Genomic DNA, 20,456 nt, shown 5'->3' with positions numbered 1-20,456 from the left:
ACTTACGGAGTGCCTTTCCGCTGGGGCTTCTTGGACTGTCGCAAGAACAAGAATCCCAAGCAGGACGGGCACTTCCGTGCTTTCAGCCCAGGTGTCGCCGGGTCACCGACGAAATGCCGAGGCTAGGGGCTGCTCACTAGCGGAGGGTAGCGTCAGGTCTGCGTGGGCGACTTTGTCGGGATTGATGTAGGGGTTCGGGATGGCGATGCAGCGCAGACCGGCTGCCTGGGCGGCGCTGACACCGTGGGGCGTGTCCTCGACTGCTATCGCGGCATGCGCGGCAAGCCCGAGTCGTCCCAGGCAGAGCTTGTAAACCGCCGGGTTCGGTTTGGGTACGTCCACCTCATCACCACAGGCGAGCACCTCGAAGCGATCTAGGACCCCCACCCGCTCCAGGTGCTCTACGATCCAGGCTCTAGGCGAAGACGAAGCGACCGCCAGTCGCAGGCCCAACTGGTTTGCTTCCTGTAGCCAAGCGCCGACTCCAGGGTTCAATTCAAGGTCCTCGTGGAGCCCGGCCCGGAATGCCAGCCGACGCTTTTCGCTGACATCCCGACGGAAGGATGGGCCGACCGCATCTGCGAGCTTCGCGAATCGTTCCTCCGTGACATCGCCGCCGTGATCCGCGAAAAAGCCTTCCTTTGAGATCTCCAGACCCCATGCAGCCCACTCGAAGGTCCAGCTTTGAAGGAGCGTTGTCTCGGTGTCGATCAAGAGACCGTCGAAATCAAAGATCACCGCTTCCACGCGGCGCTCGGGACGTGGCGACCTCAACGGCTCTGAGTTCACGAGGCGCAGCCGGGCTGGGCGTCAGACATGATCTTGACGGCAAGGTCGATATCGTCGGTGCTGGCAATCAGGTCTAGGTCTTCCACCGCGATGTTCCCGTGTTTGACGACTCGTGCGCGTAGCCAGTCGATGAGGCCGGCCCAGTAATCGACGCCGATCAAGACCACTGGGAACGCGGTGACCTTTCCGGTTTGTGCCAGTGTGAGTGCCTCGAATACCTCGTCGAGGGTGCCATAGCCACCTGGTAGCACGATGAAGCCTTGAGAGTACTTGACGAACATCGTCTTGCGGACGAAGAAGTATCGGAAGCTGATTCCAAGATTGACGAAGTCATTGAGTCCTGACTCGTAGGGCAGTTCCACGTCGAGCCCCACGCTCCGACCGCCAGCCTCGTAGGCACCTTTGTTGGCAGCCTCCATTATGCCCGGACCGCCACCGGTTATTACCGCGAAGCCTGCATTCACCAACTTTGCCGCCACTTCTTCGCCGAGCTTAAAGAAGGGATCATCGCTGCTGGTGCGCGCGGACCCGAATACGGAGATTGCGGGACCAAGGTCAGCCAAGGCGCCGAACCCGTTGACAAATTCCGACTGGATGCGAAGGACTCGCCATGGGTCGGTGTGTATCCACCCGGGCTCGCCGCCCCTCGAATCAAGTAGTTCCTGGTCATCAGTCGAAGATGACTGATGCTTTGCGGTTGTGCCCGCCATTGTTGAACGCCTGGCCACCACGTAGTTTCCCTTTCAGCTAGTGACGACCTGGTCTTGCGCGGTTGGGCGGCGGGCCGGGTGAGTCGGCATATCCGCCGGGTTAGCGACCCTTGACTCGGGTGCCCTGCCGTGTGTCGACTTCCGCTTCGGCCATGTCATCAACACCAGCCTGCCTTTGTCGCGCGAAGAAACTTGCGAGCTTGACCGACAGCACGCCAAGGACGACGCCGCAGAACAGACTGGCTGTGACACCCGCCCACACCCATCCGAACGGCGTCGAGATCACTCCGCCGAACGCGCCGGTTCCTGCCGTCGCAGGGTCGCTCAACGAGTTGACTGTGTTTTCCGACCCACCGCCGCCGGGCGTCCAGAAGTCCAGACCAGTAGCAATCCAGTAATAGAAGACAGCCGCGAAGGCACCGAAACTAGCCGGTACATATGTCCATTCGTCGAAGACGCCAAGGATGATCAACGGCACTGACATCACTCCGACCCAGACTGCGATACCCCAGAAGTCTGGGAAATCCGCTGTTTTGGACGAGAGCGCCATCGTCGCGAGCGCCGCCAAACCGCCGGACAGGATCGCGGTTCCCACTTTAACGACCGCTCGGTTGTCCGCTCCCGCAGCAAAGAAGAATCCCCATCCGATGAAACCTGCCGGCACGATCAACTGGAAGTTCGCCGGTAGTTCCAGCCCATTGCCAAGATCTCCTGCGGTAACCCAGTGGAAACTGAAACTCAAAGCGAAGTGAGTCCAGGCGTACGCGAGGATTCCAACGACAATTGCGAGCGGAAGCGTGGCCTTGATCTTCTGAAGCATTTTCGACACCTTCTTATCTCTGGGTGGAATGTTGTCTTGCTGGCTTGAAAGCTGCGACGTCTTGAGCGCGAAGGTGTCAGGCGCCGCGCTCGGTTGGGACAAGGGCGATTCGTTGGTATCGCGAAGACGCGCGCCGTGCCCTAGTCGCCACGTGTGCAAGGGTGTTGCTCAGACCTGGTTTGACTGCGAGCGGCTGTCGCCGAGCGGGCAACCTTGGGCCGTCCTTGTCTGGCATGCACATCGTCTTGCTCGACGAGATCGCTCGATGCCGTTGACACCTTCAAAGTAAAGAGGTCTCCTCGTGAGTAGTGACCGACGACGTCGAAGTCGAGTTGGCTACGAGCGATTTCGTCGAAGTCCAGGGTCGCGGTTAGTACGGCTTCCCCTGAACGCTCGGGGCCGGCCAACACGTTGCCGAGCGGATCGACGATCATGCTGCCCCCAGTGGTGAGAACCTCGTCCGACGGCACGTCCAAGGGGTAGTCCGGGGGGTAGTCGCTCCTCTTGCTGAACTGGTTGGAACTCAGGACGAAGCACCGCCCTTCCAGGGCGATGTGCCTCATCGTGGCCTCCCAACCATCTCGATCGTCTGCTGTTGGTGCGCACCAGATGCGAACGCCCTGGCTGTACATGTAGGTGCGCAGCAACGGCATGTAGTTTTCCCAGCAGATGGCGACTCCGACCTGCCCGTGTCGCGTCCGCACCACCGGCGGGAGGGACAGGTCGCCCTGCCCCCACACCACACGTTCGGCTGCCGTCGGAAGGAGCTTCCGTCGCCATCCGATCAGCCCGTCGCCCGGGTCGATGACAAGAGCAGTGCAGTAGAGAGTCCCTCCCGACCGTTCAATGACGCCCATTAACAGTGTCATGTCGGTGTCGCTCGAGATGCGTTGCAGTTCAGCGACCTGAGGCCCGTCCAACTCGACGGCCGCTCCGTGGTACCGGCGGTACCACTCGCGACCCTCGGCGCTACGGCGACCAACCGTGGCACCGAAGGTCATGCCCCTGGGGTACCCGCCGAGAAACGCTTCAGGGAAGAGCGTCAATTTGGAACCGTCATGAGCCGCCTGCTCGGCAAGTCGCCGTGCGGTCTCGAGCGATGCGTCAGGCTCAAACGGCACTCCCGCGGACTGGACGACGGCGACGGTGAGCGCATTTGTCACGTCGGCGCGTCCGTCCTCACAGGCGGATACCGGTCATGACGGTCCGCCAAGGCTCGCGGCCGCCATGCATCGTGTCGGGATCGGTCCCGCGCTTCCTTGCAAGCTCGGCCGTCAGGCGTTGCAGGGGGAGGATGCTGCACATCGGCTGGAGGAGCGGATGGGGTGTAACGAATCCCAGGCCGCTCGAGTCCTCGTCGCGCATCACCCGGATCGTGATCATCCCCAAGTCCTCCAGGACCTCGCCGAGCCTGTTCATCCGTCCGCCGTCGTCGTGCGGAGGATCGATCAGGATCCCAGCAATCCCCCGGTGGTAGCTCGCCGGCGTGCCGTGGAGAGCGAACTCCGGCGACATACCCTCGGTCCACATCCAAGCGCCCTCCTTGATCTTCAGGGCGGCCTCCTGCGCCGTGGCGAGATCGATGCCGAACCCGACGATCAGAAGGGCTTCGAGATCGGCGACATGAGATGCAACCCCAACGGGATCCCCCATGCTCAATGTCTTCTCCAGGGCTCCTGGCAGTTCCTCCAGAGCAGCGGCGAACTCACCTCCCGACGTCGTGTCGAGGGAAACGGCGAGCTTTGCCAGAATCGCCAGAGAGCTGAGATACGAGACCGTGAATGTGCCGGCCGTCTCGTCCGGGCATGCGCGGACCGTGAAATCGGCGGCCTGCTCAGGAGCCGCCTCCCCGACTACTGCCAGGGTCCTCGCTCCTGCCCCCCGCGCCCTCGCGAGGGACGCATGAGGGAAGGTCTTCGTCCCTCGGTGACTGATGACGACCGACTGCTCATTCGGCAGTATCGTCGACCAAGTCCCATAGTCATGAGCATCTACCGCACGACTGCGGACTGCGCCGTTGCTCAGCGTCGTGACCCAGTCCGAGGCGATCCGGGCTGCATGGAGCGAGGTGCCTACCCCGACAAAGCTGACGGGATGGCCAGCGTCGAGAGCTGGGACGTCGAGATCCGCGATCGTCTTGCCGACGATCTCGGGGATGGACGCAATCTGGGTATCCAGGTTGAAGGAAGTCATTAAACACTCATTTCTAGCTGCGGGGTCGTGTCGAGGTTCCGCCATTCGGGTGCCTGTGCCTGCTATGCATTGACGCCGCGCGTGGCCGCGTCCACCTGCCGTGCGGCCCTGATCTCGGCGACCGCGTCGACGTAGTAGGACTCCGGCACCTCCTTCTCACTGTTGGCGATCAGCTCGTCGAACTCCCACATCTTCAGCAGTTTCCCGTTGCGGAAGACGGGCTGAAGAAGGTTTTGCTCTGCAGGCACAGAGTCTCGGCGAACCGTCCGGTAGTCGTCGCCGTCCTTGACAAGCGCTAGGCGGCCACCCTTTGAGTGCTTCACACCGTCACCAGATGGCGCCTTCGACACGTCCCGCCACTCTCCGTTCACACATACGGCGTTGACCTTCATCCCGAAGGCCATCGTGTCCCGGTTGACGTGCTGGAGTAGGCCACCGCCCATCCCGTAGACAGCGTTGTCGATGGCAAGCCCGCGTCGTTCGAGTTCCATGAGGATCTGCGGGAACGAGTGCCGGGTCACGCCATCGCCCTGGACGACCTTCACGCAACTCGGCAGGACCTTGAAGCCCTTCGAGTTGACCGTGTACCCGAAGGAATCCATCAGCCACTCAGCCGTGTCAGCCGTGACCTGTACAGGGTCGCCCGAGTCCGGCCGGATGCCCACCAGTCCAGGGAAGTTCTCGACCGTCTCCTTGAGCTCTCCGCCGATGATGTTCTTCACGGCGTGCTCGTGGTTGTAGGTATCCGTCAGCACGATGGCGACGCCGACGTGTCGGTACGTGTCCAGCATGTTCTTAATAGCCTCGGCCTCGTTCTCGCGACCCCACGACGACAGGACGGCGTGCTCCGTGTTGGGCCCAGAACTGCTCGTGTAGCCGGCGTTGTAGTAGCGCTTCGCCGCCACGATCCCTGAGATGGTGTCGGACTGACTGAAACTGACCAGACTGGCCAGCCCACCGAGCGCGGCCGACTCGAGAGAGCTGACTCCACGTGCGCCGTAGTCGTGGAGGACCCGACGCGCCAGACCATCGGAGTCTGAGGTTGCCTCGGCGACGTCCCGAATCTGCTGCTTGGCCCGCCAGGCGACCGTACCGACGGTCATCGGGTACCAGATGGCGCGGATCAGTGCGGTCTCGATGAAAGTAGTGACCCAGTGATACTTCGGGTCAGTGTTGACGACTTGTAGTAGCACGTTCCGAATCGGAAGCACCGTGCCCTCCGGCACCGCCTCGATCTCCAACGGCAGGTAGCCGTCGTGGTCCTGCAGGATGCCCATCCAGATGTCGCGGTTGAAGTGCATCCCCTGCTCGCGGGCGATGAACTCCGCCTCGTTGATGTGCTCGAGGGTGACCGGCTGCGAGAGGTACTCCCGAAGGAACGCCTGCAGGCCCACGAACATCCCCGCGGGGATCTCTCCGCCACGAGCCTCGATGTAGGCCGACACGTACTCGGTGCCCGGCGGGTACAAGGCGTAGTGGCAGTTCTTGTAGCTGTCGGTGTTGGTGATGATGTTGTGGAAGTCGAACTTGCTCATCGCTCACTCCTGGATAGAAACGATTCGAGGTGGCGCCAAACTACACAAGTTCTAGAGCCCTGGGAAGAGGAATGGAAAGGTTTCTAGTATGTTACGTGTCGAGGTGGGACGACACGTCACGACAGCGTGGCAGTTCTTCGCACCCCTGTCTTGGAGTCGAGGTGGATGCCGTCCACGACCCACCCTTAGTTGAGGAGACACGTGGCTTTGCAAACCATCGCAGTCATCGGCGGTACCGGCCCGCAAGGCAAGGGCCTGGGGCTGCGGTTCGCCCAGCACGGCCACCACGTCCTGCTTGGCTCGCGCTCACCGGACCGTGCGGAAGCGGCAGCTGCAGAAATCAACGCGAAAAGCCCGGCAGCCCCCCGCGCGCAGGGGGGCACGAACTCGGATGTCGCAGCCGCCGCCGACTTGGTCCTCCTCGCCATCCCCTTTGCGGGGCACGATGAGATCGTTGGATGCCTGACTAAGGCGCTTGCCGGCAAGATCGTGATCTCGTGTGTCAACCCGCTGGCCTTTGACCGCTCTGGTCCCTACGCCCTCGGGGTGGACCACGGATCCGCGGCCGAAGCCGCTGCCGTCCTCGCTCCGGAGTCCCAGGTCGTGGGCGCGTTTCACCACGTCTCTGCCTCGGCTCTCTGGTCCGACCGGCCTTCCCTGCACCATGAGGACGTCTTAGTGTGCGGCGACCACGAGGAGGCCAAGTCGGTGGTCCAGGAGCTCGCCCGGAGCGTCACCGGACGCCGAGGCATCGATGCCGGCCCGTTGCGGATGGCACGTCAGTTAGAACCGTGGACCGCAGTGTTGATCTCCATCAACAAGAGATACAAGACCCAGAGCGGTGTCCGTATCTCCGGGATCGACGGGTCGCACTGAGTGCGCCCGACACCGGCGTCGGGCGCCAGCTATCGATGAATCTCGTCCGGGCCGCCCACCCTTAATGCGTTCGCGTGGCACAGGTATCCGGTGCCGCCACCGAGTCGCGGACGACGAGCGTCGTCGGGAGTGGGGAACTGACGTCCGCGCATTCACCGCCGTCAAGCAGCCTGAACAGGGTGTCCGCCGCCAGCTGGCCCATCGTGCGCGCAGGCTGACTCACGGTCGTCAGCCCTGGGGTCACGAGCTCGGCGATTGGAATGTCGTCAAAGCCGACAATGCTGACGTCCCCAGGTACTGCGAGGCCAAGGGCCCGGCAGTGCTTGAGCACACCCAGCGCCATGAGGTCGTTGGCGCAGATGAACGCCGTGGGTCGGGCCGAGGCTGGTCCCTGCAGCAGCTCGGAGGCGATCGACGCTCCCGAATCGATCCTGTGATCGCCAACTCGCACCGTGACGCTGTGGAGAGGGACCTTGTAGCCAGCAAGCGCCTCCTGGAACCCAAACATCCGCTGTTCAGAGGTCCACAGAGCCTCAGGCCCACCGATGATGGCGACGCGCGTGTGCCCGAGGGCGAGTACATGTTCAGCGGCCGCGCGCGCTCCGCCTCGGCTGTCAGCAACCACACTAGGCACCTCGAACCCGCGGATCCGCTCATCGACCATGACCACCGGGCCAGCCTCAGCGAGCTCGAGAGCCAAGCTCAAGGTCATCCCCTCGCCGCCAGGTAGATAGATCAATCCATCCAGCCTCTGGCTGCGAAGGAGTCGCGCGTAATACTGCGTCGGCCGGTCAATCGCCTCTGGGGCACACAGGACAACGAGTGCCTCTTGCTCGGCCGCGGCCTGCTCGACCCCCTCAGCGACCAGTGCGAAGAACTGGTTGCTGAGATCGGGCACGATGAGACCGATGGTGGCTGTTGACTTGTTGCGCAGCCTGCGCGCGGACTCGTTCGGCGTGTACCCCAGCAGACGTACGGCGTCCAGTACTCGGGCTCGACGAGCGCCTGCAACCGGCCCGCTGTCGTTCACCACGTAACTGACAGTGCTGAGCGAGACGCCAGCCTGCCGCGCGACGTCCTTCATTGTCGGGCGTCGCGACGTCTCCCTCTCTTGAGAGTCCTCGCCTCGTGACGGGCTCATGCCAGCTCACCTGCTCACTGAAAAGGGGTCCCGAGTCTTCAACCTGACTGACAGGTCGATCCTATGTGAGGGCGGTTGAACCGAAGGGGTCTACGGAGGTTTACCCGCGCTCGCCGCCCCGTTCGTAGAGCCTACTGGCTAGCTGGCGTGGGAAGGTGTGCCGCTCCCTACCCTGGGCATGGGTGTTCTCTCGGGAGTCCCAGCCGACCATCTTCGTGGGAACGAGCTCGAAGTAGCGTCGACCTGACCATTCGCCGAACTCGAAATAGGACTCCGCATGCGGGTGTCCGACGTAGAAGTACTTTTCGAACAGGAGATCAGGCATCACGCTAACGATCGCCGGGTCCGTCACTTCTTTGGCCTCGCCGACTATCGTCAGGCCGCTGAGGGACCTGTAGTCATCGCCCTGGTCAACGACCGCCGAGAACGCTCGGCCCGCTTTGAAGTTGTCACCATGGCGGCTTGAGTCCACCACCATAATCAGGCGTTCGCCGGTAACCGCATACCAGATAGGCGAGAGGTAGATCGAGCCGTCCTTATTCAAGGACGCGACGCGCATCGTCTTCGCTTGACGAAGATACGCCCACCGTTTCGCTTTGGGGAACACGTTGTGCCGAATTCGGTCTTCCGTCACGAGACTCCCCCTCGCGCCGCGACCAGCTGGGCGCCGTAATCCCGTGCGCTCATGCCCTTGCGTGGCGACGGCCCACTGGTCCAAAAGAGCATCGTTCTGATCTCGGTCGGCACCCAGCGATAGTGGTATCCCGCGGGCAAGAAAAGGTGCTCACCCGGCCCCGCCTCGAGAGTCACCTCTGCACCTACCGAGTCGACTGCGTCAACCCGGATAACCCCTTCCAGGCAGTACTGCGTCTCGTCGAAATTCGCGGGGAACCACTCGTAAGGTGTGGCATCTACCTCGATCCAACAGTATCCGTGTCGGAAGTACCGGGCATCATCGCGTTCCCTGGTCAAGAACACGACGCTCTCGATGCCCGGACTGTAGGTGAGAAGCGGGAGGGAGTCGATTTCAGCCTGATCGATGACTCGTGGGTACCGGCGCGCATTCGGGGCAGACGCGTCGTAGCCGCCCGAACCATCATCCTGACCGTCATCGACCGGAGCAGTCGAGAGATCCTGCATATGTCAGCTCACATCCCCGAACATCGATTTGATCTCGAGAAACTCGCGAACTCCGTGCGCCCCGGCCTCCCGACCGTTGCCCGACCTCTTGTACCCGCCGAAGGGAGCGAGTGGGTTGGCTGAGGCGCCGTTGATGTGGACCATGCCCGTGCGCATCCGCCGCGCGACCGCCTTCGCGCGATCGGGGTCGGCAGCTGAGACCATGCCGGCAAGCCCATAAGGGCTGTCGTTCGCAATCTCCACGGCCTCGTCTTCGCTGTCATAGCCGATCAGCGTGAGCACCGGGCCGAAGATCTCCTCACGCGCGATGCGCATGTCATTGGTGGCATCTGCAAAAACCGTGGGCTTTGCATAGAAGCCCTGCTCGAGCCCCTCGGGCCGTCCCGTCCCGCCGGTGACGAGCGTTGCCCCTTGGTCGATGCCCGACTGGATGAGGTCCTGAACTTTGTCGAACTGCGCCTGCGACACGAGCGGGCCCAGTTCGGTCGACTCATTGGTCGGCGACCCCACGATCAGTCCCTCCGCGTACTCCTTCGCGATCGCCGCCGCCTGCTCCATCAGCTCGTTAGGCACGAGGATCCGCGTCCCAGCGTTGCACGACTGGCCGGAGTTCACGAACATCTTGGCAATGTCCCTCTTGAGGACGGTCTCGAGGTCGACGTCCTTCAAGATGATGTTGGCCGACTTGCCACCCATTTCCTGAGCCACTCGCTTGATGGTCCCGGCCGCACGGCGTGCAACATCGGCTCCCGCTCGCTCCGAGCCAGTGAACGACACCATGTCGATGCCCGGGTGCTCAGATATCGCAGCCCCCACCGTCGGCCCATCGCCTTGCACCAGATTGAAGACGCCGGCCGGCACCCCCGCCTCCTCCAGCACGGCGGCGAACATGATCCCGCTCAACGGCGCAATCTCAGACGGCTTGACGACCATGGTGCAGCCTGCCGCCAAGGCGGGGCCCACCTTCAGCGCCATCTGGTTGAGCGGCCAGTTCCACGGCGTAATCAGGCCGCAGACTCCAATCGGCTCGTACCGGACGGTCGTCGTGCCCAGTTGCTGCTCAAACTCAAACTCCTTCAGGGCAACCAGCGTGTTCTTGAGGTGACCGAGTCCCGCAGGTGCCTGCCGGGCGCGGGCGACGGTGATCGGCGCCCCCATCTCCAGACTCACGGCCGCCGCGATGTCTTCCAGCCGAGACTCATAGATGGTGATGACCCGTTCTAGCAGCGCCACGCGCTCCTCAACGCTGGTCGCCGCGAAGTCCGGAAACGCCGTGCGAGCAGCCCGCACCGCGGCATCGACATCGGCCTGGGACCCGAGGGTGATGGACGCGACCGGGCCCTCGGTGGCCGGGTTGATGACCTCGAGGGCCGTAGAACCCATGGGCTTGACCCACTGTCCACCGATGAACGCGTGGTCAAGGTGTCTCGCGACCGCCTCGGGAAGGTTCAGGGCTGCAGTCGTGTCAGTCATGGTCATGTTCCTGCTCCGATCATGTTGGCGTGTGGTTCGAAGTGGTGAAGTAGAAACGTATCAGAATCAATCCAGACGGCCAATCTGAGCGTCTCGCGGGCGCATCTGCACCACTTGCGCGCAACATACTAGAAAGGTTTATGGTAGGGTCCGGCGCCAGTCGTACCAACGAGAGAGGAACACCGCGTGTCGCAGATCGTGTACAGCGCAGAGGTTGCATCTGCCTTGGCTGAGCATCGACCGATCGTCGCCCTCGAATCGGCCACGTTGAGGGCCTTCGCCAACTCCGATGGTCTTGAAGTTGCCCGGGAGTCGGAGGAGCTCATCCGCAAGAACGGCGCAGTGCCCGCAACGGTTGCGGTGACCGATGGACGAATCCACGTTGGTCTCGAGACGGAGCAGTTCGAGCGCCTGTCAACAGCAACGAACTACAAGAAGATCGGCGCGCGGGAGATTGCCTCGTGCCAAGTCCTGGGACAGACAGGCCTGACAACGATCGGAGCCACGATCGCTGTCGCGAAATTGACCGGGATCCGGTTCAGTGCGGCGAGCGGACTGGGCGGGGTCCATCACGGCTACGCGGAGCGACCAGACATCTCGGCGGACCTCGGTGAGATGGCGACAGCGCCCATTCTCGTCGTCGCTAGCGGCGTCAAGTCGTTCCTCGACGTCTCGGCCACCGCGGAGGTGCTTGAGACGCTGTCCATTCCGGTGCTGGGCTGGAGATCAGACTCGTTGCCGCTCTACTACGTTGCCGCAGGTGGACCACCTGTCTCAGCGAGGGTCGAGGAAGCCCGAGAGGCTGCTGCGATCGCTTGGCATCACTGGTCCACCCTCAAGCGCAGCGGCGGGATCCTGCTGGGGTGCCCTCCGGCGGCCGACCTATCTGAGGTAGACGAGTACATCGCTGACGCTCTCAGAGCGGCCAGGACCGAGGGAATCGCCGGCCCAGCGGTGACGCCGTTCGTGTTGGCTCACGTGCACCGTCGCAGCGAAGGCCGTTCGGTGGAAGCCAGTAAGCAACTCATCCTCGACAACTCGGCCCTAGCTGCCGAGGTGGCGCTCGCCTATTCGGCAGTGGCCCACGATCTCGACAGCAAGGAGTGATCGTGACCGGACTCAAGAGAGCTCCTTACAAACACCTCATGGTGTTCAGCGGTCGGGCGCATCCTGAGCTTGCCGAAGAGGTCGTCTCGCTGCTCGGGACCGATCTGGTGCCGCAGTCGGCATATGAGTTCGCGAACTCCGAGATCTACGTCCGCTACGAGGAGTCGGTCCGCGGCTGCGACGCGTTCGTGATCCAGAGCCACACCGCGCCGATCAATGAGTGGATCATGGAGCACCTGATCATGGTCGACGCACTAAAGCGCGCGTCCGCTAAGCGGATCACCGTGGTGATGCCGTTCTATGGCTACGCCCGCCAGGACAAGAAGCACCGTGGCCGCGAGCCCATCACCGCCCGGTTGATGGCAGACTTGTTCAAGACCGCCGGTGCCGACCGGCTGATCACCGTGGACCTGCACACCGACCAGATCCAGGGCTTCTTCAACGGACCGGTCGACCACCTGATGGCGCTGCCGATCCTGGCCGACCACGTCCGCGCCAAGTACGGCGACCAACTGCTGGCCGTCGTGTCGCCGGACGCTGGCCGGATCAAGGTCGCGGAGCAGTGGGCGTCCCGGCTCGGTGGCGTGCCGCTGGCCTTCATCCATAAGAGCCGCGACATCGACCGGCCTAATGAGACCGTCGCGAATCGGGTCGTGGGCGACGTCGACGGCCGGCTGTGCGTGCTGGTCGACGACATGATCGACACCGGCGGCACCATCGCCAACGCCGCTGACGCGCTGATGGCTCAGGGCGCGGCCGGCGTGGTCATCGCCGCGACCCATGCGATCTTGTCGGAGCCCGCGGTGGACCGGCTCAAGAACTGCCCCGTGCAGGAGGTAGTTGTCACCAACACCCTGCCCCTCTCACCCGACCGAAGGTTCGACAAGTTGACCCAGCTCTCCATCGCCCCCCTCGTCGCGCGGGCGATCCGCGAGATTTTCGCGGACGGCTCAGTCACCTCGATCTTCGACGGACGCGCCTAGTGGCCCCGCGCCCAACGCCGAAGTCACTTACCCGCGCGACCGGACACCTATGCGGGACTTTGGCGCGTCTAACAAGCAGCCACGACTTGCGACCACGGAGGGATGGCAACTTGCGTGCGTGACCCCATCGGTCACCTACTTCTGGACAGCCCCAACCGGCCGGCGGTTCGAGGTTTCCTTGATGATGCACTTTCCGGCTCCCCTTTGTTGTCAACCGGTGGTCTGTGGGGTCCTGGGTCGAGTGGTCTTCCGGGAGGGCCGCGGTAGTTGTAGCGGCGGTTTCGCGGGCCCGGGAAGTGGCTGATCCGAAGTGTCGATGTGCGGGGGCAGGTCGACCGCGCTGGATGTTAGAGACGCCCCGCAGTGCCCTTCCGGGCCCGTGCTAACTGGCTCAGTCGCGCTGGTGAGTTGGGTCCGTTCGGCGTCGACGAGGAGTTGGCGGTAGATGGCGTCGGAGATCCTTCGCTTCAGGCAGCGCAGTGCTTCGAGCCTGGTCTTGCCGGCGGCCAGCTTGCGCCGGTCGTCTTCTCCCACGACAACAACAACGCGAAGTTCAACCAGGCCCACCTCTACCTGATCAACCCGGACGGGACCGGCTTGACCCAGATCACCAACCACACACCGCAACATCTACCCGGATTGGGGACCGGCCGGGTAGCGGGCATGCAAGCGGGAGTCGAATTTCTGATCGTGTGGAACAGGCTGAATCCCAAGGCAGAGGGACGTCTTACCGGCCCGCCTCTGGACTGCAACGGCGAATGCCACCAGTGCGGCTATCACGTTCATAGCGGCTGGGAGGACCTCACCGAGAAGCAGCTCGACCAATACGACGCAGCGGACAAGCAACCGCGGTGATAGCAATCGTGATCGTCGTCGCCGGCATCCTCGGCACGCTATAGCTGTACGGGTTCATTGGCCCGCGCCCGTGGCGCTGATCCTCGGCCCCGCTGAATGGGGCCACCAAGAGCCGACTGCGCCATCGCTCTCCCCGGCGTGTGCCGCACGCTGTTGCCGTTCGTCCTTGTCACGCGACGATCTTCACCAGGCGCTGCACAGATCCGAACACAATGGCGTCGGGCGACTCAGGACGTGCGAGCACGCGGTCGCAGTCAGCCTTTGAGCTCGGGGAACTGGTCGTCCCGGAACTCGGTGTCGGCTCCCCCGAACTCCTGTTCACGACCTCTGAGCTCGACTCGGCGGATCTTGCCGCTGATTGTCTTGGGTAGTTCGAAGAACTCCAACCGCCGTACGCGCTGGTAGGGCGCGAGATGCTCCCGGGCGTACTTCAAGATGGCGAAGGCGGTCTCGTTCGTCGGCTGGTGACCGGGTGCGAGCGCGACGTACGCCTTGGGTACTGCCAGGCGGACGGGGTCCGGAGCCGGAACGACTGCCGCCTCGGCGACGGCGGGGTGCTCGATCAGCACCGACTCGAGCTCGAACGGGCTGATCTTGTAGTCGCTGGCCTTGAACACGTCGTCGGTGCGTCCGACGTAGGTGATATAGCCGTCGTCGTCCATCGACGCGACGTCGCCGGTGTGGTAGTAGCCGCCGGCCATGGCGTCGGCGTTGCGCTCCTCGTCACCTCGGTACCCGGTCATCAGTGTGAAAGGGCGCTGGGACAGGTCGAGACAGATCTCACCCTCGTCAGCGGTTGGCTGCCCGGTCAGCGGATCGATCAGCACAACGGGTATGCCGGGCAGCGGGCGGCCCATCGAGCCGGGCTTCACGACTGCGCCGGGGGTGTTGCCGATCGAGGCCGTGGTCTCGGTCTGGCCGAAGCCGTCGCGGATGGTGAGGCCCCACTTGCGTTCGACCTGCGCGATGACCTCGGGGTTGAGCGGCTCACCGGCGCCGATCACTTCGCGAAGCGATCCGCGGCCGCCAGATAGGTTGGTGTTGATGAGCATCCGCCACACCGTCGGCGGCGCGCAGAACGTCGTGACATGTTGGTCGCGCAGCACGTCGAGCAGGGCGGCAGCGTCGAAACGGACGTAGTTGTAGGCGAGGATCGTCGCCTCCGCCAGCCACGGTGCGAAGAAGCAGGACCACGCGTGCTTGGCCCAGCCGGGCGAGGAGATGTTGAGGTGCACGTCACCGGGCTGCAGGCCGATCCAGTACATGGTCGAGAGGTGACCGACCGGGTATGTCACCTGGGTGTGCTCGACGAGCTTCGGCCTGCTCGTCGTACCGGAGGTGAAGTAGAGGAGCAGCGGGTCACTCGGTGCGGTGCCGGGATGCGGCACCGGCTTGGCCCCGAGCACGTACGCCGCGGTCAGGTCCTGGGTCGTGAGGATCCGGTAGGAGCCGGCAACGTCGACGAACTTCTCCAAGTCGTCCGGGTTGCAGATCACGAAGCGGGCCGAGCCGCGTTCGATCCGGTCCACCAGCTCGGCCGGACCGACCGCGGTCGTGGTCGGCATGATCACCGCCCCGAGCTTCATCACCGCGAGCATCGTCTGCCACAATTCGACCTGGTTTCCAAGCATGATGATCACCGCGTCGCCCTTGCGCACGCCCCGCTCAGCCAGCCAGGCGGCTACCTGGTCGGAGCTGCGGGTCAGCTCGTCGAAGGAGTACGCCGCCGAGGCGCCGTCCTCCTCCACCACAACCAGCCCGGGACGGGTGTTGCCCCGGGCGAAGCGGTCGAACCAGTCATGGGCCCAGTTGAACTGCTCCCCGACATCTGGCCAAACGAACTCCTGCACGGCCTTGGAATGGTCGCCCTGCAGGGCAAGCAGATGGTCGCGAGCGGTACGGAGTGCGTCGGCTGCCGTCGTCGGCTTCTCTGGGTTCGTCTCCACGGGTCATTCTCCTGTTCGGGCCGGTTGGACCCGGCGATTGGGACGGGTTGGTAGCAGCGCGCGTGTCGACCTGCCACGCAGGGCACCCAGCCAGAGGCCTGCGCCGTAGGCGAGGTCGTCGAGCCGCCGTGCCGCGGCGAAGCGGACCGGGTCGAGGGCAGGCGCCAGGCGCTGGTAGTCGATGACGGCGCCGAACAATGCAGCTCGCCGTACTCGAACTGCTCCACGAGCGATCCCGTGGTCGGCCGCTCCGCAGCGAGGGCGCTCATTACGCCACCTCCCGGATCATGTCGGCCGACGCAAGACCGCGAAGTGCCTCGGCGTACGCCGGCCACTGCTGCTCCGGCACACCGGCCTCACGAAGGGCCTCCCGGACACACGCAGCGCTCTCGAGTAGGGGTACGGCGCGCACCAGTTCGGGACGCTTGAGGAAGGTCAGCCGCCGGTTCCCGAAGTGGTAGGCCAGTGCGCCGAACGGCTCGGGGCGCAGGGCGACGGCGGGCGAGAGCCTCCACGACTCGTCGAGCATGGTGTTCATCGGGGGCTCAGTAGACGCCGCACATGCCGTCGATCGAGATCTCCTCGATCAGCAGCTCGGCGAGCACGTCGTCAGTGGTCTCCACTTCGGTCTCGGGGCCGTCGTACGTCATGGGTTCCTCCTTGGGTTGGCGAGGTCTCCATCGTTGGCGATGTCGGGCCCCGGTGACTGTTCAGAAGTTGGACAGGCCGCTCCCCCCGCACGGGCAGAGATTGGGAGACGTCTCAACACCACTCACGAGGAGTACCCATGAAGACCAGAGCAGCTGTCATCTACGAAACCGGCAAGCCGTTCGTGATCGAGGAGCTTGAGCTCGACGCACCGCGCGAGGGCGAGGTGCTGATCAAGTACCTCTACGCCGGGCTCTGCCACTCCGACGTCCACGTCGCCCACGGAGACCTCGAGGCGCGCCTGCCCATGGTTCTCGGGCACGAGGGCGCCGGCATCGTGATGGAGGTCGGACCCGGAGTCGACCGGGTCAAGCCCGGGGACCACGTGGTCTGCTCCATGATCCCGAACTGCGGCACCTGTCGGTACTGCGCGACCGGCCGCCAGTCACTGTGCGACATCGGCGCCCAGATCCTCGAGGGCTACCTCCCGGGCGGTCGCTTCCCGATGACCGGCCCGGCCGGCGAGTACGGCGCCATGTGCATGCTCGGCACGTTCAGCCAGTACGGCGTGATCCACCAGAACTCCACCATCAGGGTCGACGACAGCATCCCCCTGGACAAGGCAGTCCTCGTGGGCTGCGGTGTACCGACCGGGTGGGGGTCGGCGGTCTACTCCGCCAACGTCCAAGTTGGGCAGACGGTGGCGGTGTACGGCGTCGGTGGCCTCGGCGCCAATGCCGTCCAGGGCGCGAAGCACGCCGGAGCCAAGAACATCGTGGCTATCGACCCGCTGGAGAACAAGCTCGAGGCGGCGACCCTGATGGGTGCCACCCACACCTTCGCCGACGCAGGCGAGGCCCTGGACGCCATCACCGACCTGACCCGCGGCCAGGGCGCCGACTCGGCGATCCTGACCCCGGACCTGGTCACCAAGCAGATCGTCACCGACGCGTTCAACGCCGTCGGCAAGGACGGGGTGGTGGTCGTGGTCGGCCTCAACAAGCTGATGGAGCCGACGATCGAGCTCCCGGGCTCGATCCTGACGCTGTTCAAGAAAACCGTGAAGGGCAGCCTCTTCGGAGACTGCAACCCGACGTACGACATCCCGCGCATCCTGGACCTCTACATGTCCGGGAACTTCAAGCTCGACGAGCTGGTCACGCGCACCTACACGCTCGACGAGGTCAACCTCGGGTACGACGACCTGCTCGACGGCAAGAACGTCCGGGGTGTGCTGGTGCACGAGCACTGACCGCCCGACACGACGACGCCCGCCACGGTTCGTGGCGGGCGTCGCTGTGTGGTGGTGCCGACGGGCGGACGGTCTCGCCAACCGCCCGCCCGCCGGGTCAAGGGATCACAGAGCGATGTTGACGGCCTTCGTCTGCGTGTAGAGGTCGAGGGCGGCGGCGCCGAGCTCGCGGCCCCAACCGGACTGCTTGTAGCCACCGAACGGGAGAGCGGTGTCAAAGCCGTTGTACTGGTTGACCCAGATCGACCCGGCTTTCAGCTGCTTGGCGACCTTGTGGGCCCGCGAGATGTCCTTGGTCCAGATGCCGGCGGCCAGGCCGTACTCGCTGTCGTTGGCCGCGGCCGCGATGCCGTCGGAAGCGTTGAAGGGCATGGCGGCCACCACTGGTCCGAAGATCTCCTCCTTCACGATCGAGAACGACGGGTCGACGTCGACGAACACGGTCGGCTCGACGAAGAAGCCACGGTCCCCGAACCGCTTGCCCCCGGTCAGCGCGCGGGCACCGTCAGCAAGGCCCGCCTGGAGGTAGCCGGTCACCCTGTCGAACTGCTCCTGAGAGACCAGGGGACCCAGTTGGGTGGTCGGGTCCAGCCCGGGACCGATCTTGACCTGCGAGGCAGCCTCGGCCACCGCGGCGGTGAAGTCGTCGAAGATCTTGTCCTCGACGAACAGCCGGGTGCCGGCGACGCAGGACTGGCCGTGGTTGAAGAGCCAAGCGTTGACCGAGCCGGCGACGGCCAGGTCGAAGTCGGCATCGGCGAACACGATGTTGGGGCTCTTGCCGCCCAGCTCGAGCGAGACCTTCTTCAGGTTGCCCTTGGCTGCATCGATGACGAGCTTGCCGACCTCGGTGGAGCCAGTGAAGGCCACCTTGTCCACGTCGTGGTGGGCGGAGAGCGCGGCACCGGCGTCGCCGTACCCCGTGACGATGTTGACCACGCCGGGAGGGAAGCCGGCCTCCTCGAACAGCTCACCGAGCAGGAGCGCGGTCAGCGGCGTCTGCTCTGCCGGCTTGAGTACGACGGTGTTCCCGGCCGCCAGGGCCGGGGCGATCTTCCAGGCTGCCATCAGCAGCGGGAAGTTCCACGGCACGATCTGGCCGCACACTCCGACCGCCTCCCGCAGCGTGTAGGCGTGGAACTCCGCGTCCGGAGCGAAGGGCATCGACACGTTGACGGTGCTGCCCTCGATCTTGGTCGCCCAGCCGGCGTAGTAGCGGAAGACGTCGGCCGACCACTGGGTGTCGACGACCTGCGCGATCACCGCGGACTTGCCGTTGTCGAGCGACTCGAGCTGGCCGAAGGCCTCAGCCCGCTCGGAGAGCAGGTCCCCGATGCGCCAGATCAGGCGCTCACGTTCTGCTGACTTCATCCGCGACCAGGGGCCCTCGAAGGCCCGGCGTGCAGCCTTGACGGCTCGGTCGATGTCGGTGGCGTCGCCGTACGCGACGTCGGCGAGCTTCTCCCCCGTCGCCGGGTCGAACGTTGCGAACGTTCGACCCGACGCGGCGTCAACCCACTCCCCGCCGATGAGCAGCTTCTTGCTGCCGGCAAGAAACTCGCGGACACGGGGCTGGAGTTGGACTTCTAGAACGGCGGTCATGGTGCGCCTCCTGGTGCGATACCTCGGTGTGTGACCTGGACGTCAACACGCTAGGTACGGTGAGGAGGGGGGAACTGTTCAGGAAGTGAACAGGCTTGAAGCCGCTGGCCCTAGGCCGACTTGCGGGTCGCGAAGTGGCCGCCGAATGCCACCGCGTGCCACAGGACGATCAGGATGGTCCAGTCGATAAACGCCAGCGGGTCGCCGCCGTAGCTTCCCTTGATCGCTGGGAAGTGGAGGACGGACGTCGCCAGGAATCGCGTGAAGACGACGTAGGTAGTGATAGCGAGAACTGCGACCAGGGCGGTCCGAGCCGCCCGGCTGACACCGACTGACCCGGACTCGCCGGGTGCGAACAGCAGGCCGACAATCAGCGCCCAAAGACTGAAGCAGACTCCCAGCTGAGCGGACTCGACCGCCGCCGAGAAAGTCGGGAGAGCCTCGATGCCCGCTGGGACGACGGCCCTCACCACTGCCTCGAGCGCGAGCTTCAGCAGGTAGCCGCCGCCCAGCGTGGCGACCAGGGCAACCAACGCGCGGGCGTGACGGTTGCCGATGCCGGCCCACGGCCAGTTCTGCCACTGCATCGCCGCCACGATCGCGACCACGATGCTGGAGTAGGCCCAACCCAACGCGTCCGGAAGCAGGATCGGAGCGTTCGCGGCGAGCTGAGCGTTGAAGTTGGGGTACACCAGGACGACCACACCGACCAGCGTGATGAAGGCACCGACGAAGAACTGCCCAACACTGGCCAGCGGAGCCGACACGGACTCGAACGGATACCCTCCCCAACTGGCGGAGGCCAGCGTGAAGGCGTAGAAGCCGACAAGCACGATGAACGCCGTCGCTGTGTATCCAGCACCACCCCCGGTTTCAGCCGAGAACGTCGGGTCCCAGCTGCCCACGCCACGGGTGAAGAGCAGTGTCGCGCCCACCCCGATCATCACGGTGGCGGTCACCTGGGCAAGGCCCGCCACTGGTTGAGGCAGGGTGGAGAACGGCCAGTTCGCAAACGTGAAGCCGGTAAACAGGCAACCGAGAATCGTCCAGAACAGCACACAACTGACAACCGGGGCCGAGGCACCCGTGAGACTCCACCGGGGATCGGCCAGAAGCCACCAACTGACCACGGACACTGCGAAGATCACTGCGACGGTCACGACCGGGGTCGCCCGTCCGAATGCGGGGACGCGGGCGGCTTGGGCCGCGGCGACCGTCGTCACGTCCGCTTCACTGCTTTGCTCATACGTTGTCATTGCCCCTCCTGGGGTGAGATGGGATGCAGCGTCGCAGCGAGATGGCCGTGGCGGTCGCCACCGGCATCCAGGTGCGATGCCCGTGGCGAGGCGGGCATCAGCCACGCTAAGGACGGCGAGGAGGGGCGGA

20 protein-coding genes are annotated in these 20,456 nt (G+C 64.3%); 5 read left to right on the top strand and 15 right to left on the bottom strand.

Going from position 1 to position 20,456, the window contains the following annotated elements:
- Positions 1–102: 102 nt before the first annotated feature.
- The 6 genes from D0Z08_RS00390 to D0Z08_RS00365 all read right to left on the bottom strand — a co-directional run bounded on the left by D0Z08_RS00390 (position 103) and on the right by D0Z08_RS00365 (position 6,047).
- Complete coding sequence (locus D0Z08_RS00390) at positions 103–747, bottom strand: HAD family hydrolase (protein WP_245993437.1); 645 nt, start codon at positions 745–747, stop codon at positions 103–105.
- A gap of 38 nt (positions 748–785) precedes the next feature.
- Positions 786–1,499 (bottom strand): LOG family protein, encoded by a 714-nt coding sequence (locus D0Z08_RS00385; RefSeq protein WP_118921559.1) that lies wholly within the window; start codon positions 1,497–1,499, stop codon positions 786–788.
- A 100-nt stretch (positions 1,500–1,599) separates the two neighbouring features.
- Entirely contained in the window at positions 1,600–2,421 is an 822-nt protein-coding gene (locus D0Z08_RS00380; protein WP_245993435.1) for a DUF1097 domain-containing protein, read from the bottom strand.
- Positions 2,422–2,459: 38 nt separating this feature from the next.
- Positions 2,460–3,482 (bottom strand): carbon-nitrogen hydrolase family protein, encoded by a 1,023-nt coding sequence (locus D0Z08_RS00375; protein ID WP_118921555.1) that lies wholly within the window; start codon positions 3,480–3,482, stop codon positions 2,460–2,462.
- Between the two features lie 16 nt (positions 3,483–3,498).
- Positions 3,499–4,512 carry an SIS domain-containing protein gene (locus D0Z08_RS00370; protein ID WP_118921553.1) on the bottom strand — a complete coding sequence of 338 codons (1,014 nt, stop codon included), beginning with the start codon at positions 4,510–4,512 and terminating at the stop codon, positions 3,499–3,501.
- Between the two features lie 62 nt (positions 4,513–4,574).
- Positions 4,575–6,047, bottom strand: coding sequence for a nicotinate phosphoribosyltransferase (locus tag D0Z08_RS00365; RefSeq protein WP_118921551.1), 1,473 nt, complete (start codon positions 6,045–6,047; stop codon positions 4,575–4,577).
- A 201-nt stretch (positions 6,048–6,248) separates the two neighbouring features.
- Between D0Z08_RS00365 and npdG the strand changes: the two genes are divergently transcribed.
- Complete coding sequence (npdG, locus tag D0Z08_RS00360; protein WP_118921549.1) at positions 6,249–6,923, top strand: NADPH-dependent F420 reductase; 675 nt, start codon at positions 6,249–6,251, stop codon at positions 6,921–6,923.
- Between the two features lie 61 nt (positions 6,924–6,984).
- Here npdG and D0Z08_RS00355 read toward each other — a convergent pair whose 3' ends face one another.
- The 4 genes from D0Z08_RS00355 to D0Z08_RS00340 all read right to left on the bottom strand — a co-directional run bounded on the left by D0Z08_RS00355 (position 6,985) and on the right by D0Z08_RS00340 (position 10,677).
- On the bottom strand, positions 6,985–8,007 hold the full coding sequence (locus tag D0Z08_RS00355) for a LacI family DNA-binding transcriptional regulator (protein WP_118921547.1): 1,023 nt from the start codon (positions 8,005–8,007) through the stop codon (positions 6,985–6,987).
- Between the two features lie 157 nt (positions 8,008–8,164).
- Positions 8,165–8,698: a pyridoxamine 5'-phosphate oxidase family protein gene (locus D0Z08_RS00350; protein ID WP_147381268.1), complete on the bottom strand. Its 534-nt coding sequence runs from the start codon at positions 8,696–8,698 to the stop codon at positions 8,165–8,167.
- Positions 8,695–9,204, bottom strand: coding sequence for a hypothetical protein (locus tag D0Z08_RS00345; protein ID WP_118921543.1), 510 nt, complete (start codon positions 9,202–9,204; stop codon positions 8,695–8,697). Before D0Z08_RS00345 ends, D0Z08_RS00350 begins: the two co-directional genes overlap by 4 nt.
- Before the next feature lie 3 nt (positions 9,205–9,207).
- Complete coding sequence (locus D0Z08_RS00340; protein WP_118921569.1) at positions 9,208–10,677, bottom strand: aldehyde dehydrogenase family protein; 1,470 nt, start codon at positions 10,675–10,677, stop codon at positions 9,208–9,210.
- A gap of 186 nt (positions 10,678–10,863) precedes the next feature.
- Here D0Z08_RS00340 and D0Z08_RS00335 point away from each other — a divergent pair, with 186 nt between their 5' ends.
- From D0Z08_RS00335 to D0Z08_RS31840, 3 genes are all read left to right on the top strand, one after another.
- Positions 10,864–11,784 (top strand): pseudouridine-5'-phosphate glycosidase, encoded by a 921-nt coding sequence (locus D0Z08_RS00335; RefSeq protein ID WP_118921541.1) that lies wholly within the window; start codon positions 10,864–10,866, stop codon positions 11,782–11,784.
- Positions 11,785–11,786: 2 nt separating this feature from the next.
- Complete coding sequence (locus D0Z08_RS00330; protein WP_118921540.1) at positions 11,787–12,767, top strand: ribose-phosphate diphosphokinase; 981 nt, start codon at positions 11,787–11,789, stop codon at positions 12,765–12,767.
- A gap of 408 nt (positions 12,768–13,175) precedes the next feature.
- Positions 13,176–13,622 (top strand): hypothetical protein, encoded by a 447-nt coding sequence (locus tag D0Z08_RS31840; protein ID WP_182481073.1) that lies wholly within the window; start codon positions 13,176–13,178, stop codon positions 13,620–13,622.
- Between the two features lie 254 nt (positions 13,623–13,876).
- Here D0Z08_RS31840 and D0Z08_RS00320 read toward each other — a convergent pair whose 3' ends face one another.
- The 3 genes from D0Z08_RS00320 to mftA form a co-directional block, all read right to left on the bottom strand.
- Positions 13,877–15,568 (bottom strand): AMP-binding protein, encoded by a 1,692-nt coding sequence (locus D0Z08_RS00320; RefSeq protein ID WP_118921538.1) that lies wholly within the window; start codon positions 15,566–15,568, stop codon positions 13,877–13,879.
- Positions 15,569–15,836: 268 nt separating this feature from the next.
- Positions 15,837–16,106 carry a mycofactocin biosynthesis chaperone MftB gene (gene mftB / locus D0Z08_RS00310; protein WP_118921536.1) on the bottom strand — a complete coding sequence of 90 codons (270 nt, stop codon included), beginning with the start codon at positions 16,104–16,106 and terminating at the stop codon, positions 15,837–15,839.
- Between the two features lie 7 nt (positions 16,107–16,113).
- Positions 16,114–16,218, bottom strand: coding sequence for a mycofactocin precursor MftA (mftA, locus tag D0Z08_RS00305; RefSeq protein WP_118921534.1), 105 nt, complete (start codon positions 16,216–16,218; stop codon positions 16,114–16,116).
- 137 nt (positions 16,219–16,355) lie between these two features.
- Here mftA and D0Z08_RS00300 point away from each other — a divergent pair, with 137 nt between their 5' ends.
- The gene (locus D0Z08_RS00300) at positions 16,356–17,468 is read left to right on the top strand and encodes a Zn-dependent alcohol dehydrogenase (protein ID WP_118921532.1); all 1,113 of its coding nucleotides are present in this window, start codon (positions 16,356–16,358) and stop codon (positions 17,466–17,468) included.
- Positions 17,469–17,573: 105 nt separating this feature from the next.
- Here the strand turns inward: D0Z08_RS00300 and D0Z08_RS00295 are convergent, their stop codons facing one another.
- Positions 17,574–19,070, bottom strand: a complete 1,497-nt coding sequence (locus tag D0Z08_RS00295; protein ID WP_118921530.1) for an aldehyde dehydrogenase family protein — start codon at positions 19,068–19,070, stop codon at positions 17,574–17,576.
- A 110-nt stretch (positions 19,071–19,180) separates the two neighbouring features.
- Positions 19,181–20,431, bottom strand: coding sequence for a hypothetical protein (locus D0Z08_RS00290; RefSeq protein ID WP_147381266.1), 1,251 nt, complete (start codon positions 20,429–20,431; stop codon positions 19,181–19,183).
- Positions 20,432–20,456: the final 25 nt, after the last annotated feature.

Source organism: Nocardioides immobilis (assembly GCF_003515065.1).
GTDB lineage: Bacteria > Actinomycetota > Actinomycetes > Propionibacteriales > Nocardioidaceae > Nocardioides > Nocardioides immobilis.
Note: the sequence above shows the minus strand (reverse complement) of the source record. Positions and strands in the feature narration are given on the sequence as shown.